Below are 16368 nucleotides of genomic sequence, written 5' to 3'. Positions count from 1 at the left end.
AACTTTAAAAGTTGAGAGCCATCACAAAAACCCTTTCTGCACTGTGGGATACTGGAAACCTGCGAAATGACAGCCATTTAGCGCGCTGCGGACGACAGAAACGTCCATAACGGTAGTCAGTCACCGCCGTTTATGTGAGCAGGATCTCAAATAAATCCGTAACGAACTAAAATTGGTATGATAACTTTGGGCCATCAGTGGTTCAGTCGATGAGGAAGCATGTATGTCACGTTTCATGACCGAAGATTTTTTGCTGGATACCGAATTCGCCCGTCGTCTCTATCACGATTATGCAAAGGATCAGCCGATTTTCGACTATCACTGCCACTTGCCGCCGCAGCAGATTGCCGAAAATTATCGCTTCGCCAACCTTTATGACATCTGGCTGAAGGGCGATCACTACAAATGGCGGGCAATGCGCGCTAACGGTGTGGCTGAGGCGTTCTGTACCGGCAACGCCAGCGATCGTGAAAAATTTGACGCCTGGGCGCGCACCGTGCCTCACACCATCGGCAACCCGCTCTATCACTGGACCCACCTGGAGTTACGCCGGCCTTTCGGCATCACCGATACGCTGCTTTCTGAGAAAACCGCCGACACCATCTGGCATCGCTGCAATGAACTGCTGGCGCAGGATAGCTTTACCACGCGCGGCATCATGCAGCAGATGAAGGTGAAGATGGTCGGCACCACCGACGATCCGCTGGATGATCTGCGCCATCATCGCGCGCTGGCAGACGATGCCAGCTTCAGCGTCAAAGTGCTGCCGAGCTGGCGTCCGGATAAAGCCTTTAATATCGAAGCCGAAACCTTTCTGCCGTGGATCGCGACGCTGGAGCAGCTGACTGATATCAGCGTGCAGCGTTTTGACGATCTGCGCCGCGCACTGCATCAGCGGCTGGATCACTTTGCGGCTCACGGCTGTAAAGTCTCCGATCACGCGCTGGATGTCGTCTGTTATGCCGAGGCGGATGACGCCACGCTGGATGCAATCCTGGCGCGTCGTCGCAGCGGTGCCGCGCCGAACCCGCAGGAAACGGCCCAGTTTAAAACGGCGGTACTGGTCTGGCTGGGCAGCGAATATGCCCGCCGTGGCTGGGTGCAGCAGTATCATATTGGCGCACTGCGCAACACCAATCCGCGCCAGTATCAGCTGCTGGGGCCGGATGTGGGCTTTGATTCCATCAACGATCAGCCGCTGGCGGAACCGCTGGCGCGACTGCTGGGCGCACAGAATCTCAATAACGCGTTGCCAAAAACCATTCTTTACTGCCTGAACCCGCGCGACAACGAAGTACTGGCGACGATGGCGGGTAACTTCCAGGGCGAAGGCCAGGCGGGCAAGATGCAGTTTGGTTCAGCCTGGTGGTTCAACGATCAGCTGGATGGCATGCAGCGTCAGATGACGCAGCTGGCGCAGATTGGCCTGCTGAGCCGCTTCGTCGGGATGCTGACCGACAGCCGCAGCTTCCTCTCCTACACCCGCCACGAATATTTCCGCCGTCTGCTGTGCCAGATGATTGGCCGCTGGGTAGAGCAGGGTGAAGCGCCAGCCGATGAAGCGCTGTTAGGTCAGATGGTACAGAACATCTGCTTCAACAATGCCCGCGACTACTTTGGCATTGAGCTGGGAGCCTGATAATGAAAAGGCTAAACCGCCACGACTTTCCGGGCGCGGTCTATCGCGAACGGGTGATCCAGTTTGGCGAAGGCAACTTCCTGCGCGCCTTTATTGACTGGCAGATTGACTGGCTGAACGAACATCAGGGCACCGATGCGGGGGTTGTGGTGGTGCGGCCGCGCAACCGTGAAGTCAGCGACAGCCTGAATCAGCAGGATGGCCTCTACACCACGCTGATCCGCGGGTTAAACGATCAGGGCGAACAGGTCAGCGAAACCCGGCTGATCCGCAGCCTGAATCGTGAAATCCAGCCTTATCAGCAGATTGGCGAGTTTATGGCGCTGGCCCGTAATCCCGATCTGCGTATGGTCTTTTCCAACACCACTGAAGCGGGCATCGCCTTTGTCGGCACGGACCAGCTCACCGATCAGCCCGCCAGCAGTTTCCCTGGCAAACTGACGCAGCTGCTGTGGGCGCGCTATTCGCACTTCAGTGGTGCCAGCGATCGGGGCTGGCTGGTGGTGCCGTGCGAGCTGATTGACCATAACGGCGACACGCTGCGCGAGCTGGTGCTGCGCTATGCCGACCACTGGCATCTGCCATCCGAATTTAAAACCTGGATTCATCAGCACTGTGCATTTTACAACACGTTAGTGGACCGCATCGTCACTGGCTTCCCGGCGGAAAGCGAGCAGCTGCAACGTGAGCTGGGTTATGAAGATCGCTATCTGGTGGCGGGCGAAGTCTACTACCAGTTTGTGATTCAGGGGCCGTCGGCGCTGTTCAGTGAGCTGAAGCTGGCGACGCTGTCGCCGCAGGTCCGGCATGTGGATGATATTGCGCCCTATAAAGCGCAAAAAGTGGCGATCCTCAATGGTGCGCATACCGCGATGGTACCGGTGGCGTATCTTGCCGGGATTGAAAGCGTCGGCGAGGCAATGGCCGATCCGGCCATTGCCGGATTTGTCGATAACCTGCTGCGTCACGAAGTGATCCCGACGCTCGATCTGCCCGCCGATGAACTTCACGCCTTTGCCGATGCGGTTCAGCGCCGTTTCCGCAATCCGTTCATTCGCCACGCGCTGCTGTCGATTGCTCTCAACGGCATGACCAAGTTCCGTACCCGTCTGCTGACGCCACTGCTTGCCGCGCATCAGCAAACTGGCGAATGGCCGACACACATCACCTTTGCGCTGGCGGCGCTGATCGCCTTTTATCGCGGTGAGTCAGCCGGCAAAAGCTGGCCGTTACAGGATGAGCCGCAGTGGTTACAGCGCTACGCCGATGCCTGGAAAGCGGTTAATGCGGACCAGATGTCGCCGCAACAGCTGGTGCATGCTGTGCTCAGCGACGCGCAACACTGGGGCAAAGATTTAACCCGTCAGCCCGGACTGGCTGCGGTGGTCACCCAACACCTGCAAAATATCATCGCCCACGGAATGCGTGAGGCGCTGAGCCAACTGAGATAACGCTATGCAAGACGCAATTAAAATTGATCCCCGCGACAACGTCGCCGTGGCGTTACGTGACTTAGAGGGGGGCGCCACGATTGAACTGCCGCCACTGAGCGTGGCGCTGCAACAGGCCGTGGGACGCGGGCATAAATTCGCCCTGCAGCCCATCGCGCAGGATGAGCTGGTGATCAAATATGGGCTGCCGATTGCCCATGCCACACAGCCTGTGGCCGCCGGTGAGGTCATCCATTCGCAGAATGCCCGCACCAATCTCAGCGATCTGGATGAGTATGCGTATCAGCCCGAGTTTGTAACGCTTTCACCGCAGCCAGGTGACCGGGAGGTACAGATCTACCGTCGCGCCAGTGGCGAAGTCGGCATCCGCAATGAGCTGTGGATCCTGCCGACCGTTGGTTGCGTCAACGGGATTGCACGTCAGATCCTGCAGCGTTTCCTGAAAGAGACCCGGGACGCAGAAGGCATTGACGGCGCATTCCTGTTCAGCCACACCTTCGGCTGCTCGCAGCTGGGGCAGGACCATGAAAACACCCGCACCATGCTGCAGAATATGGTGCGCCATCCCAACGCGGGCGCGGTGCTGGTGATTGGTCTTGGCTGTGAAAACAATCAGGTCGATGCCTTCAGAGACACCCTCGGCGCGTTTGAAAGCGACCGGGTCGAATTTATGGTCTGCCAGCAGCATGACGACGAAGTGGAAGCCGGGCTGGAGCGTCTGCATGCGTTGTATAAAAAAATGCGCCATGACCGGCGTGAACCGGGCAAGCTTAGCGAGCTGAAGTTTGGTCTGGAGTGCGGCGGTTCGGATGGTTTGTCTGGTATCACCGCCAACCCGTTGCTGGGGCGTTTCTCAGACCAGATGATCGCCAATGGCGGCACCACCGTACTGACCGAAGTGCCGGAAATGTTTGGCGCAGAACGCATCCTGATGAGCCGCTGTCGCGACGAAGAGACCTTCGGCAAAACGGTGGCGATGATCAACGACTTTAAACAGTACTTTATCGATCACCAGCAGCCGATCTATGAGAATCCGTCACCGGGCAACAAAGCGGGCGGTATCACCACGCTGGAGGAGAAGTCGCTGGGCTGTACGCAGAAAGCGGGGCAGAGTCAGGTGGTCGATGTGCTGAAGTATGGCGAGCGGTTAAAAACGCCGGGGCTGAATCTGCTGAGTGCGCCGGGCAATGATGCGGTCGCCACCAGTGCGCTGGCCGGCGCCGGTTGCCACATGGTGCTGTTCAGTACCGGACGCGGCACGCCGTATGGAGGATTTGTGCCGACGGTGAAGCTGGCGACCAACACGCCGCTGGCGGAGAAAAAACCGCACTGGATCGACTTTAATGCCGGACGGTTGATCGAAGGGATGAGCATGGATGCGATGCTGGAAGATTTTGTCGACAGCATTGTGGCGATTGCCAGTGGTCAGCAGACCAACAATGAGAAAAACGATTTCCGCGAGCTGGCGATTTTTAAAAGCGGTGTGACGCTTTAAACAAAACGACCCGCTAAAGTGCGGGTCGCTTGAGATCGTTGATAAAGTCCGGCTCTGTGGCGGTGAGACCGAGCCTGCGAAGGGAACACAGTCAGATCGGAAAGTCGCAAAGGCCGTCATCCATGACACGCTCGGCCCGCGCCATCCTTGGCGCGGGACGCTTTCCTCTTCTGCCCGTGTTCCCTGCGCGTTGAGTTTATCCGTTGCGGCTGGATTAACCCTGATGTGGGCATGGCAGCAGCCTTAAGCGATCCGTAATTATTCATACGGGTCGCCTTTTTTATGTTAACTGAATCAGGCCCGGCTTGTTTCGCGCTCCGCTTCTGCCTGACAGACAGCGGCAGTAAACAGAATATCGGTTGAGGAGTTCAGTGCGGTTTCCGCCGAATCCTGCAGGACGCCGATAATAAAGCCCACGGCCACCACCTGCATCGCCAGATCATTCGGAATGCCGAACATATTGCAGGCCACCGGGATCAGCAGCAGCGAACCGCCCGCTACGCCCGATGCACCACAGGCACAGAGTGACGCCACCAGACTTAGCAGAATCGCGGTCGGCACATCAATGCTGATCCCCAGCGTATGCACCGCCGCCAGCGTCAGCACGGTAATGGTGATCGACGCACCCGCCATACTGATAGTCGCGCCCAGCGGAATCGACACCGAATAGGTATCCTCATCGAGATCCAGACGTTTCGCCAGTGCCATATTCACCGGAATATTGGCGGCAGAACTGCGGGTAAAGAAGGCGGTCACGCCGCTTTCACGCAGGCAGGTGAAGACCAGCGGATAAGGGTTGCGACGGATTTTCCAGAAGACCAGCAGCGGGTTCACCACCAGCGCCATCAGCACCATGCAGCCCAGCAGCAGCGCCAGCAGATGGGCATATTGCCACAGCGCGCCAAAGCCGGTTGAGGCCAGAATCGACGCCACCAGACCGAAAATACCGATCGGGGCGCAGCGGATGACGCAGCGCACCAGCCAGGTTACCGCCTCAGAGGCATCGTTGAGAAAGGCACGGGTGCTGTCACTGCTGTGACGGAACGCCAGCCCCAGGCCAATGGCCCATACCAGAATGCCGATATAGTTAGCCTGCATCAATGCAGTGATCGGATTCGAAACCATGCTCATCAGCAGTCCACGTAACACTTCGGTGATGCCGGAAGGGGGAACGATTTCCGTGCTGCCCACCGCCAGCGTCAGCGTCTGCGGGATCAGATGGCTGAAGACCACCGCGACGACTGCCGCGAAGAAGGTGCTCAGCAGATAGAGCATAATAATTGGCCGGATATTGGTTTTCTGGCCTTGCTGGTGGTTGGCGATTGAGGCGATGACCAGCATCAGAACCAGCAAGGGCGCGACCGCTTTCAGCGCACTGACAAACAGTTCACCCAGCAGACCGACCGCCAGCGCGGCATCGTGTGAAATCCAGGCGAGCGCCACACCGGCGATCAGCCCAATCATGATTTGCTTCACCAGGCTTCCGGCGAGCAGCGTGCCCAGACGTGCGGAGAGAGTTTTCTGCATAATATTTTCTATATTTTGTCGCGGATGTAGTTTCAGACGCGATGTTTTGCATCGGCTAAAACGGTTTGCCCGGCGGAGTATAAGGAAAAGATCGGACGAGAAAAGAGAAAGTTCTGTTGCTGTGGGGTATGTCGGATTTTTATTATGCTGAATAGTGGAAGTGTGACAGAGAGATGAAATGGCGTGGCAGGCTGCCGCAAAATAAAACAGGGGCATCCGCTGCCCCTGCAGGTAATTATGGTGTGAGCTTTTTCTGGTCTCTTTTGCGGTTAACCCAGGCGTTGATCAGCAGGGTAGACGCCAGAATGGCACCGACTACGCCCAGTGAGATCCCGACCGGAATATGGTAGAGGTCGACAATCAGCATTTTGAAGCCGATGAACACCAGCACAATCGCCAGGCCATACTTCAGCATTGAGAAGCGCTCTGCCACGTTCGCCAGCAGGAAGTACATGGCACGTAATCCCAGAATCGCGAACAGGTTTGAGGTCAGCACGATAAACGGGTCGGTCGTGACGGCGAAGATCGCCGGGATACTGTCGACGGCAAAGATCACGTCGCTGAGCTCCACCATAATCAGCACCAGCAGCAGCGGCGTCGCAAACAGCACGCCGTTTTTGCGGGTGAAGAACTTCTCGCCGTCGAGATCATCGGTCATGCGTAAATGCTTACGCAGCCAGCGCACCACTGGCTTGTCGCCCACCGCACCGTCATCCTCTTTCGCCAGCGCCATTTTCACGCCGGTAAACAGCAGGAACGCACCAAACACATAGAGGATCCAGCTGAACTGCGTGACCAGCCAGCTACCTGCGAAGATCATGATGGTACGCAGCACGATAGCGCCTAATACGCCGTAGATCAGTACCCGTCGCTGCAGGTTGGCCGGAATAGAGAAGTAGCTGAACAGCATCAGCCAGACGAAGACGTTATCCACCGCCAGCGCTTTTTCCAGCACGTAACCGGTCAGGAAGGCGAGCGTCTGCGTATTAGCCACTTCACGTCCCGCGCTGCCCTCCAGATACCACCAGAAAGCGGCGCTGAACAGCAGTGAGACGGAAACCCAGATCAGCGACCAGACAGCCGCCTGTTTGAAAGACATGGTCTGCGCGCCGCGACGTCCCTGCAACAGCAGGTCGATAGCCAGCATGATCAGCACCACAACCGCAAAGCTGCCCCACAGTAAAGGCGTACCCACAGTTTGCATATTCGTATCCTGTCTTAAAAATAAAAAAAACGGCTGAAGTCAGAAGACGTCAGCCGCTTATTTTTGTGTAAGCAAACCTCGCCTTCCGGCAAGGTCTCACTTACAACACAGAAATGGATTCCGGGTTGCCTGATGACCGGATGCCTGCGCATCGTAGTGACGATCAATCAGCTTACAAGTTACTCCCCTTTGCAGGAGGGTAAGTTACGGTTTAGCCGCACAGGAAGCAACTCCTCACAGACATATTTAGAAATATTTACACAGCAGCATGATCGGCAGGGAAGATCACGCCGGTCTGACGCCGGATTTCGGTCAGCAACGCGGCGGTAATGCGCGAAACCTCAAGCCCCGGATGGTCCACCTGGCGCTGCTCAACCAGCCGGGCAAAAACGGCCGCTTCGTACAGCATGATGTTGATATGTTGCGGCTGGCTCAGCGCCTGCTTTTCCGCGCCCCGCGGCACAAAGGTCAGCTGCTGGCACTCCGATAGCTTTTCAATCACCAGCGCGCCCGCTTCACCCTGAATCTCGCTGGGCAGGCTGGAATCACTCACCTTCGAATGCAGAATCGTCACGTCGAAATCACCGTAGCTCAGCACCACCACGCCATGTGCATCCACGCCGCTCGTCAGCAATGTCGCAGTGGCCTGCACACTATCTGGCTCGCCCCACAGCGTCACCGCCGAGGCCAGACAGTAATACCCGATATCCATCACCGAGCCATTCGACCAGCGCGGATCAAAAGTATTGGGGTTCTCGCCGTTGAGATAGCGCGGGTAGCGTGAAGAGTACTGACAGTAATTCAGCAGCGCTTTTCGCAGTTTACCCACGTCAGGCAGCGCCTGCTGTAGACGCAGGAAATTCGGCAGGCTGGCGGTTTTAAATGCCTCAAACAGCACCACCTGATGCTCACGAGCGCAGGCGATCATCTTCTCTGCTTCGGCCAGATTTGAGGCCAGCGGTTTTTCGCAAATAACATGCTTGCCGTGCGACATAAACAGCAGCGCCTGCTGGCAGTGCAGGGCGTTGGGGCTGGCCAGATAGACCGCATCGATCGCCGGGCTGGCGGCCAGGGCGTCCAGTGAGGTAAAGGTCTGTTTGCAGGGATAATCGGCGATAAAGGCGTCGGCCTGCTGCTGAATGCGTGAATAGACCGCGCAGAGCTTCATCGCTCCGGTTTCATGAGCGGCATCAATAAACTGGCGTGTAATCCAGTTTGTTCCCACAATGGCAAAACGAATCACGTCATCTCTCCGGCAGCGGTAAAGCGGCAGAGTAACATCTCACCGACGCGGTGCAAGCGCGCCGGGCAGGCAGGGATTGATCCTGCGATCCGCATTCCAATACTATGCGGAAGCAATAATAAACAGGCATCAACCAGGGAGCACAGGTGAAAGCAAGTAAGCACGCATTAAACTGGACCACATTGCTGATTGCCATTCCGGTCGGGTGTGCGGCGTCGCTGGTGACGCTGGCTTTTCGCGGCGTCATTGAACTGATCAACCATCTGCTGTTTGCGCGCAGTGGCGACATTACCGAATCCCTGCATCTCTGGCCGTGGATCTTCTGGCCGCTGCTGGTGGGCGCGGGCGGCGTGCTGGCGGGCTTTTTCCTGCGTTATGCGGTTGCCATTGAGCAGCAGCAGACGGTGAAAACGGATTACCTTGAAGTGATCAACGCCCGGCTCGATGCGGTGCCGACCAAAACCTCGCTGTTCCGCGCCCTGTCGTCGATTGCCAGTATCGGCAGCGGCGCGTCGATCGGTAAAGAGGGGCCGATGGTGCAGCTCTCAGCACTGTGCGGCAGCGCGATTGGCCGCCTGTTACCGTCCTCGCTTAACCTGAAAAACAGTGACGTCGTGGCGATGGCGGCCGCGGCGGGCCTCTCGTCGGTCTACCATGCGCCGCTGGCGTCGGCGATTTTCGTCGCGGAGATTGCCTTCGGTATTTCCGCGTTGCAGCGGCTGATCCCGCTTATTATCGCCTCGGCGACGGCGGTGATGACTATGTGGACGCTGGGCTTCCGCAGCGCGCTCTATCCGCTGGCGGACGCGAATTTCGCTATGGATCTGAGCAGCCTGCTGATGACGGTGGTGATCGGTCTGAGCGCCGGTCTGGCGGGCTGGATGCTGATTAAGTGTATCGCTCGCAGCAAAATGCTGTTCAGCCGGGTCGCCTCGCTGCCCGTGCGTCTGGGCGCGGGCGGAGTCGCCGTAGGCTTACTGGCGCTGATCTCCACCGATATCCTCGGCAACGGCTACGAGGTCATCGTCAAAGTGATGGCGGGCGACTATCTGCTGCCGGGCCTGTTGCTGCTACTGGTGCTGAAAACCCTCGCCACCAGCCTGTCGGTAGGATCGAACGCGGTCGGCGGACTCTTCACGCCTTCGCTGCTGATTGGCGCACTGCTTGGCGTCATCATCGCGACGGTGGGTGCGGCGCTGCATCTGCCGCTCGGCAATGTGCTGCTCTATGCCGCCATTGGCATGGCGGCAGTGCTGGCGGCGGTCAGTCAGGCGCCGTTGATGGCGATGCTGATGGTGCTGGAGATGACGCTCAACAGCAGCCTGTTGTTCCCGCTGATGATCGCTACCGTGCTGGCGTCGATGGTGGTTTATCGCCTGCAATCAGTCAGTACCTATCCGGTGGTGAGTCATCACTTCAGCCGTTCAGAGGCGAAATATGATTTCGATAATATGCGCATTGCCGAGTTGATTATTCCCGGCGCGGCGCTGCAGCCGGAAGAGTCGGTAGGGCAGGCGCTGGCGGTCAGCTCGCTTAAGCGTGAACGCTACGTCTATGTCATTAATGCCGCAGGCGCTTTCCTCGGCGTGGTCTCAATTCATGAGATTTCGCGCCGGGTGCTGGCGCAGGAGATCACCCTTGATTCACCGGTGCAGTGCGTGATGGATCAGGATTTTCCGGTGGTGTTTGAGAATCAGAGTATGCGTGAAGGGTGGGAGGCGTTTGCGGCGGTCACGCTGGAGCGACTGCCGGTGCTTAACAATCCCCAGGAACGACGCTTTCTGGGCGCGCTGACCAAAACCAGCCTGATTCAGAAAGCACAGGAGTTTCTTTAAGCCGCGTTACCGCGCATCGCCTGATCAGTCATCCAGAGCCGCGCATCAAATTCGAGCTGGTGGTAATCCGGCTCCATATGGCAGCAGAGCTGGTAGAACGCCTTATCGTGGTCTTTCTCTTTCAGGTGTGCCAGTTCATGCACCACGATCATTCGCAGAAACGGCTCTGGCGCAAGGCGGAAAAAGGTCGAGATGCGGATCTCCGCTTTCGCCTTGAGTTTGCCGCCCTGAATCCGTGAGATGGCCGTATGCAGGCCAAGTGCGTGCTTCATCACCTTAATCCTGTTATCCCACATCACTTTGCTGATGGGTGGCGCGTTGCGCATATAGCGATTTTTCAGCGCCTGGGTGTAGTCATATAGCGCTTTATCACTCATCACGTCGTGAGTGTCCGGATAACGTTCCTGCAGAAACGCACCTAAGCGCTGGTGGGTAATCAGCGTCTGAACCTGCTCAAGAAGGGGGGCAGGATAACCCTGAAGGTAGATCAGTGAGGACATTAGGGATTCCAGGCGAAAGACAGTATACTGCGCCCCCGTTTTTGGGGCGAAAATCAACCAAAGTGTACCACGCCGGAGAATTCATGAGCCAACTTGAACTGAACGATCGCACACTGATCCTGCATCGCTTCCCGCAGATGCGTGACGAAAGTCCATTACAAGCCTGGGATGCGGCTGATGAATATCTCTTACAGCAGGCGCTGCCGGCAGGACCGGTGCTGGTCTTCAACGACAGTTTCGGGGCATTAACCTGCGCCCTGAGTCCACGCACCGTCTGGCATGTCAGCGACTCCTGGCTCAGCCAGCAGGCCGCCCGTCAGAACCTTTCCTTTAATGAGCTGGATGACAGCGACGTACACTTTGTTGATAGCCTCGCGGAATTGCCGGCGGCTCCGGCGGCAGTGCTGATTAAGGTGCCGAAAACGCTGGCGCTGCTGGAGCATCAGCTGCGTGCCATTCGCGAAGTGGTCACACCCGATACGGTGATTCTGGCGGCGGCGCGCGCCAAAGAGATCCATAACTCTACCCTTCAGCTGTTCGAACAGATCATCGGTGAAACCAAAACCTCACTGGCGTGGAAAAAAGCGCGTCTGATTTTCAGCCAGTTCAGCAAGCCTGCAGTGCGTGAGGCGACGCCGACGCTGGTCTGGCCGCTGGATGGCACCTCTTATCAGATCCACAACTATGCCAACGTTTTCTCGCGCTCGTCGCTGGATATCGGCGCACGGCTGTTTGTGCAGCATCTGCCGGAAAACATTGAAGGTGAGATTGTCGATCTGGGCTGTGGCAACGGCGTGGTAGGGCTGGTGGCGCTGGAGCAGAATCCGCAGGCCGAAGTGCATTTCCTTGATGAGTCTTATATGGCGGTCGCCTCCAGCCAGCTTAATGTGGAAGTGAACCGTCCTGACGATCTGTCGCGCTGTCAGTTCCTGGTGAACAACGTGCTGAGCGGCTATCCGTCAGATCGGCTGCACGCGGTGCTGTGCAACCCGCCGTTCCATCAGCAGCACGCTGTCACCGATCATCTGGCGTGGCAGATGTTCCGCGATGCGAAACGCTGCCTTCAGTATGGCGGTGAGTTGCGTATTGTCGGCAACCGCCACCTTGATTATCACCACAAACTGAAGAAGCTGTTCGGCAACTGCACGCTGATCGCCTCTAACCAGAAGTTTGTGGTGCTGCGCGCGGTGAAAATGCGCTAGTCAGACCGTTAAAGCCAGCTGCGTTGCCTGCGCAATCGCGCGGCGCGCATCCAGTTCCTGCGCTACGTCTGCACCGCCTATTACCGTCACTACCTGTCCTTTTGCACGCAGCGCGGCTTCCAGTTCGCGTTGTGGCTCCTGTCCGGCACAGATAATCACGTTATCGATCGCCAGCAGCAGCGTTTCGCCGTTACGCCGCAAGTGCAGGCCGCTATCATCAATCGCCAGATACTCCGCGCCGCCCCACATCTCCACGCCGCGCGCCTGCAGGCTGGCGCGATGGATCCAGCCGGTGGTTTTTGCCAGCCCGGCGCCGGGTTTCCCTGTCCGGCGCTGCAGCAGCCAGATTTGCCGTAACGCGGCAGGCGGCTCAGGTTTCACGATGCCGCCGCGCTGCGTCAGGCTGTGGTCGATGCCCCATTCGGCGTAAAACGCCGCCCGATCCTCATCATGTGAAGGCTGTGACAGATACTCCGCCACATCAAAGCCAATCCCGCCCGCGCCGATAATCGCCACCCGTTTACCCACCGGGCGCTTATCACGCAGCACCTCAAGGTAGCTCAGCACGCTGGGGTGATCGATGCCTGGAATATCAGGCGTACGGGGCTGAATGCCGGTCGCCAGCACCACTTCATCGGCGTCACTCAACTGATCCGCCGTGACCCGACAGCCGGTTTTGACCATCACGCCCGCTGCCGCCAGCTGATTGCGGAAATAGCGCAGCGTTTCGCTGAACTCCGATTTGCCGGGGATCAGCCGGGCAATATTGAACTGGCCGCCTATCTCCGGCGCGGCCTCATAGAGTGTCACCTGATGGCCGCGCTGTGCCGCCTGCAGCGCAAACGCCATCCCGGCGGGACCGGCACCCACTACTGCCAGCCTGCGCGGTGCGGTGCTGACGATAACCGGCATCAGCGACTCATGGCAGGCGCGCGGATTGACCAGACAGGAGGTGATCTTCCCGGCAAACACCTGGTCGAGACAGGCCTGGTTACAGGCAATGCAGGTGTTGATGCTGTCCGGTTCGCCGCGCTGCGCTTTGCTGACAAAGGCGGGGTCGGCGAGGAAAGGGCGCGCCATCGAGACCATATCGGCGCAGCCCGACTGCAACAGCTCTTCGGCAACGGCGGGGTGGTTGATGCGATTGGTGGCGATCACCGGCACTGACACATGGGCGCGCAGGCGCTGCGTCACCCAGGCAAAGGCCGCGCGCGGCACGCAGGTGGCGATGGTCGGGATGCGCGCTTCGTGCCAGCCAATGCCGGTATTGAACAGCGTGACGCCGCACTGCTCCAGCTCGCCCGCCAGCAGCAGCGTCTCCTCCAGCGTGCTGCCTTCTTCGATCAGGTCGAGCATCGACAGCCGGAAGATGATGATAAAGGCATCGCCGGTTGCGGCGCGAACCGCGCGGGTAATCGCCAGCGCGAACTGCATCCGCTGGCGGAAGTCGCCGCCCCAGCGGTCGGTTCGCTGATTGGTGTGCTTCACCAGAAACTGATTAATCAGGTAGCCTTCGGAACCCATGATCTCCACGCCATCGTAGCCCGCCCGCTGCGCCAGACGGGCGCAGCGGGCAAAGTCATCAATGGTCTGTTCAATCGCCGCCTCGCTCATCGCCTGTGGCGTGAACGGGTTAATCGGGGCCTGACGTGCCGAAGGCGCAACCAGATCGGGCTGATAGCTGTAACGGCCAGTATGCAGGATCTGCAGGGCGATTTTGCCCTGATGCTGATGTACCGCCTCCGTGATCTGCCGATGCCAGCTGCACTGCGCTTCGTCGATAAGCATCGCGCCATGCGCGGTGGTGACACCCTGAGCATTAGGCGCAATGCCGCCGGTGACAATCAGTGCAACGCCTTCACGCGCCCGCTCGCCGTAGAACGCCGCCAGCCGCGCTGCGCCATCCGGATGCTCCTCCAGACCGGTGTGCATTGACCCCATCAGAAAGCGGTTTTTCAATTGGGTAAAGCCAAGATTCAGCGGCGTAAACAGCGCAGGATAATCAGGATTGACGGGCATGATAGTCACTCACAGTTAAGTGGTCGGATGAGTTAACTCTAGCCACTTCTGCGTTAAAAAAAAGTGAAATAATGTCAGGGTGTGAGTGAAATCATAAACATCGGTGGGGAAGTGCTGATGAGCGGGAGCAGGGAGGTTGTGCCTTACGCAGCACAACTATCCGTGGCCTTTAATGTTTCTGACTCTGAAACGCTTAGCGCCGTCGGATCCACGAATAGCGTGAGCGATAGCCGCTGCCATGATGAGTATTAAAGCGGTAGCTTGATCCGCTCTCCGCCATGCAGTAGGTGCAGACGTTCACGTTATCGATCTGCGCGGCCGGCACACCCGCCTGCACCAGCAAATGCGTCGCCAGTGCAGGCAGATCGAACCAGACGCCCTGCTGGCGGGCAGCAGCCTGAGTGCGTTGCGCCAGCGGATTGACCGGCGGGTTCCGGTGCCAGCGCAGCCCGCTGGCAAACGCCGGGTTCTGCGCAATCTCTGCAAGCTGCGGTTCAGCCAGCTCATAGCAGCAGGGCCCCATTGCCGGGCCAATCGCCACCACCAGGTCCTGCGGGTTGCAGCCCTGCTCGCCCAGTTTTTCCACGGCGCGGGTCAGCACGCCCGCCAGTGTTCCCTTAAGTCCGGCATGAACTGCCGCCACGATTCGTTTATTGCGGTCGGCGAACAGCACCGGCAGGCAGTCGGCGGTATAAACCGCCACCGGGCGCGTTCCGCTACCGATCACGCCATCCGACTCGCAGCTTTTCGGCGGGGTGTTCTCAATGTCGGTGACTACAGTCGCGCTGTGGCGCTGATGTCCCCAGGCGGCATCGGCGGGAGGCGGCTCACCGGCGGGCTGAAACGCATAATCGAGCCACTCCAGTGAATCGAGCAACGGCGAGCGCGGGATCACGGCCATAAGAATCTCCTGTTATAACAGCGTGCGTTAGGCTGCCCACAGCTTACGTTAACTGCTACATTTTTGAAGCTTCTCCTCAGACCTTTCTCACCTTAAGGATGAAATGATGAAAACTTCCGCAAAAATCGCTGCATCCGGACTGGTCGCGCTGCTGCTGACCGGCTGCGCCTCGTCAACACATCAGACCGCGCAACAGCAGCTCGGGCAGCAATCGGTGCTGGCGGTAAACTGGTTCCAGCAGTCAGGCGAATATCAGGCACTGACCTGGCAGGCGTTCAATACCGCGCGCATGGCGTTTGATCAGGCACCGTCGCTGACCGGCAAACCCAAAGCGGTGATTGTCGATCTGGATGAAACCATGCTGGATAACAGCGCCTACAGTGCATGGCAGGCGAAGAACGGCCAGCCGTTCAGCAGCAAAACCTGGTCAGCCTGGACGCAGGCGCGTCAGGCGAAAGCAGTGCCGGGTGCGGTCGAGTTCGCGCGTCATGTGACAGAGAAGGGCGGCACGCTGTTCTATGTGTCGAACCGCGATCAGAAAGATTACGCCGCCACGGTCGCCAATATGCAGCAGCTCGGCTTCCCGAACGTCAGTGATAAAACGGTACGTCTGAATACCGACAGCTCCAACAAGCAGGCGCGTTTCGATGCCATCAAAAACGCGGGTTACAACGTGGTGCTCTATGTCGGCGACAACCTCAACGATTTTGGTGGGTCGACCTGGCATAAGGGTAATCAGACGCGTCGCGATTTTGTGAGTCTAAATCACCAGCAGTTTGGTACGCAGTTCATCGTTCTGCCGAATCCACTTTATGGCGACTGGGAGAGCGGAATGGCGGAAAACTACAATAAACTGACACCGGAGCAGCAGTTGTCGGTGCGGGAATCACGGCTGCAAAGCTGGAACGGTAAATAATTCGTCAAGAAAAAGAGCCTGCTCATTCAGGCTCTGTTCAGAACTGGTCCTGATTTACTTACTGCCGTCACTATTCTGCTGCAAATTAAATTAATCATCTCTTGCTTCATTCTTCTCTTATTACAGGCATATTTAACTGGCTGTCAGCAATTAAGCCGGTGGATTGTGCTAATGGTTAGTTTTTTAATTAAGAGTATTCCTGGAAAAAAGCCCACCGGTTGGTATGGCAGTGAATATCCCCTCATTTATTAATTGTATTTATTTGTCATCAGTAACTTTAGTTTATTTTTATTACTATTTTATCTGTTTGATTTTATTGCCTTAATAAGGTGGTTGGTTTATTTGCCCACATTCCTGCTGCTGAATTAAATTTACTTAACCCTGACCTTTACTGACTGTTAGTTGACAATAGCGGCATTGTTAAATCGCTGTGAAA

12 protein-coding genes are annotated in these 16368 nt (G+C 57.5%); 6 read left to right on the top strand and 6 right to left on the bottom strand.

The window, feature by feature from the left end:
• Positions 1-223: 223 nt before the first annotated feature.
• From uxaC to N1689_RS15140, 3 genes are read left to right on the top strand one after another with little or no spacing between them, the layout of a single operon-like run.
• Positions 224-1639: a glucuronate isomerase gene (gene uxaC, locus N1689_RS15150; RefSeq protein WP_161735354.1), complete on the top strand. Its 1416-nt coding sequence runs from the start codon at positions 224-226 to the stop codon at positions 1637-1639.
• Between the two features lie 2 nt (positions 1640-1641).
• Complete coding sequence (locus tag N1689_RS15145) at positions 1642-3090, top strand: tagaturonate reductase (RefSeq protein ID WP_161735352.1); 1449 nt, start codon at positions 1642-1644, stop codon at positions 3088-3090.
• A 4-nt stretch (positions 3091-3094) separates the two neighbouring features.
• Complete coding sequence (locus N1689_RS15140; protein ID WP_161735351.1) at positions 3095-4585, top strand: UxaA family hydrolase; 1491 nt, start codon at positions 3095-3097, stop codon at positions 4583-4585.
• Positions 4586-4879: 294 nt separating this feature from the next.
• On the opposite strand, the gene sstT is transcribed toward N1689_RS15140, so the two are convergent.
• The 3 genes from sstT to N1689_RS15125 form a co-directional block, all read right to left on the bottom strand.
• On the bottom strand, positions 4880-6112 hold the full coding sequence (gene sstT / locus N1689_RS15135; protein WP_061063447.1) for a serine/threonine transporter SstT: 1233 nt from the start codon (positions 6110-6112) through the stop codon (positions 4880-4882).
• Between the two features lie 235 nt (positions 6113-6347).
• Positions 6348-7316 (bottom strand): TerC family protein, encoded by a 969-nt coding sequence (locus tag N1689_RS15130; protein ID WP_161735347.1) that lies wholly within the window; start codon positions 7314-7316, stop codon positions 6348-6350.
• A gap of 256 nt (positions 7317-7572) precedes the next feature.
• On the bottom strand, positions 7573-8559 hold the full coding sequence (locus N1689_RS15125) for a Gfo/Idh/MocA family protein (protein ID WP_260059329.1): 987 nt from the start codon (positions 8557-8559) through the stop codon (positions 7573-7575).
• Between the two features lie 146 nt (positions 8560-8705).
• On the opposite strand from N1689_RS15125, the gene N1689_RS15120 reads away from it, so the two are divergent.
• Complete coding sequence (locus N1689_RS15120) at positions 8706-10394, top strand: chloride channel protein (protein ID WP_260059327.1); 1689 nt, start codon at positions 8706-8708, stop codon at positions 10392-10394.
• On the opposite strand, the gene N1689_RS15115 is transcribed toward N1689_RS15120, so the two are convergent.
• On the bottom strand, positions 10391-10894 hold the full coding sequence (locus tag N1689_RS15115) for a M48 family metallopeptidase (RefSeq protein ID WP_161735341.1): 504 nt from the start codon (positions 10892-10894) through the stop codon (positions 10391-10393). The genes N1689_RS15120 and N1689_RS15115 overlap by 4 nt on opposite strands.
• A gap of 83 nt (positions 10895-10977) precedes the next feature.
• On the opposite strand from N1689_RS15115, the gene rlmG reads away from it, so the two are divergent.
• The gene (rlmG, locus tag N1689_RS15110) at positions 10978-12096 is read left to right on the top strand and encodes a 23S rRNA (guanine(1835)-N(2))-methyltransferase RlmG (RefSeq protein ID WP_260059324.1); all 1119 of its coding nucleotides are present in this window, start codon (positions 10978-10980) and stop codon (positions 12094-12096) included.
• Here rlmG and N1689_RS15105 read toward each other — a convergent pair whose 3' ends face one another.
• On the bottom strand, positions 12097-14115 hold the full coding sequence (locus N1689_RS15105) for an NADPH-dependent 2,4-dienoyl-CoA reductase (protein ID WP_260059323.1): 2019 nt from the start codon (positions 14113-14115) through the stop codon (positions 12097-12099).
• Positions 14116-14308: 193 nt separating this feature from the next.
• Positions 14309-15016, bottom strand: a complete 708-nt coding sequence (locus N1689_RS15100; protein ID WP_260059322.1) for a polyphenol oxidase family protein — start codon at positions 15014-15016, stop codon at positions 14309-14311.
• A gap of 106 nt (positions 15017-15122) precedes the next feature.
• On the opposite strand from N1689_RS15100, the gene N1689_RS15095 reads away from it, so the two are divergent.
• A complete protein-coding gene (locus N1689_RS15095) occupies positions 15123-15932 on the top strand; it encodes a 5'-nucleotidase, lipoprotein e(P4) family (RefSeq protein ID WP_260059386.1) in 810 nt (269 codons plus the stop codon).
• Positions 15933-16368: the final 436 nt, after the last annotated feature.

Source organism: Pantoea sp. XY16 (assembly GCF_025153065.1).
GTDB lineage: Bacteria > Pseudomonadota > Gammaproteobacteria > Enterobacterales > Enterobacteriaceae > Pantoea > Pantoea alfalfae.
Note: the sequence above shows the minus strand (reverse complement) of the source record. Positions and strands in the feature narration are given on the sequence as shown.

Excerpts from the sequence above, each read along its gene's own strand:
- uxaC (WP_161735354.1), top strand. The coding sequence starts at position 224 with ATGTCACGTTTCATGACCGAAGATTTTTTGCTGGATACCGAATTCGCC.
- N1689_RS15145 (WP_161735352.1), top strand. The coding sequence starts at position 1,642 with ATGAAAAGGCTAAACCGCCACGACTTTCCGGGCGCGGTCTATCGCGAA.
- N1689_RS15140 (WP_161735351.1), top strand. The coding sequence starts at position 3,095 with ATGCAAGACGCAATTAAAATTGATCCCCGCGACAACGTCGCCGTGGCG.
- sstT (WP_061063447.1), bottom strand. The coding sequence starts at position 6,112 with ATGCAGAAAACTCTCTCCGCACGTCTGGGCACGCTGCTCGCCGGAAGC.
- N1689_RS15130 (WP_161735347.1), bottom strand. The coding sequence starts at position 7,316 with ATGCAAACTGTGGGTACGCCTTTACTGTGGGGCAGCTTTGCGGTTGTG.
- N1689_RS15115 (WP_161735341.1), bottom strand. The coding sequence starts at position 10,894 with ATGTCCTCACTGATCTACCTTCAGGGTTATCCTGCCCCCCTTCTTGAG.
- rlmG (WP_260059324.1), top strand. The coding sequence starts at position 10,978 with ATGAGCCAACTTGAACTGAACGATCGCACACTGATCCTGCATCGCTTC.
- N1689_RS15105 (WP_260059323.1), bottom strand. The coding sequence starts at position 14,115 with ATGCCCGTCAATCCTGATTATCCTGCGCTGTTTACGCCGCTGAATCTT.
- N1689_RS15100 (WP_260059322.1), bottom strand. The coding sequence starts at position 15,016 with ATGGCCGTGATCCCGCGCTCGCCGTTGCTCGATTCACTGGAGTGGCTC.
- N1689_RS15095 (WP_260059386.1), top strand. The coding sequence starts at position 15,123 with ATGAAAACTTCCGCAAAAATCGCTGCATCCGGACTGGTCGCGCTGCTG.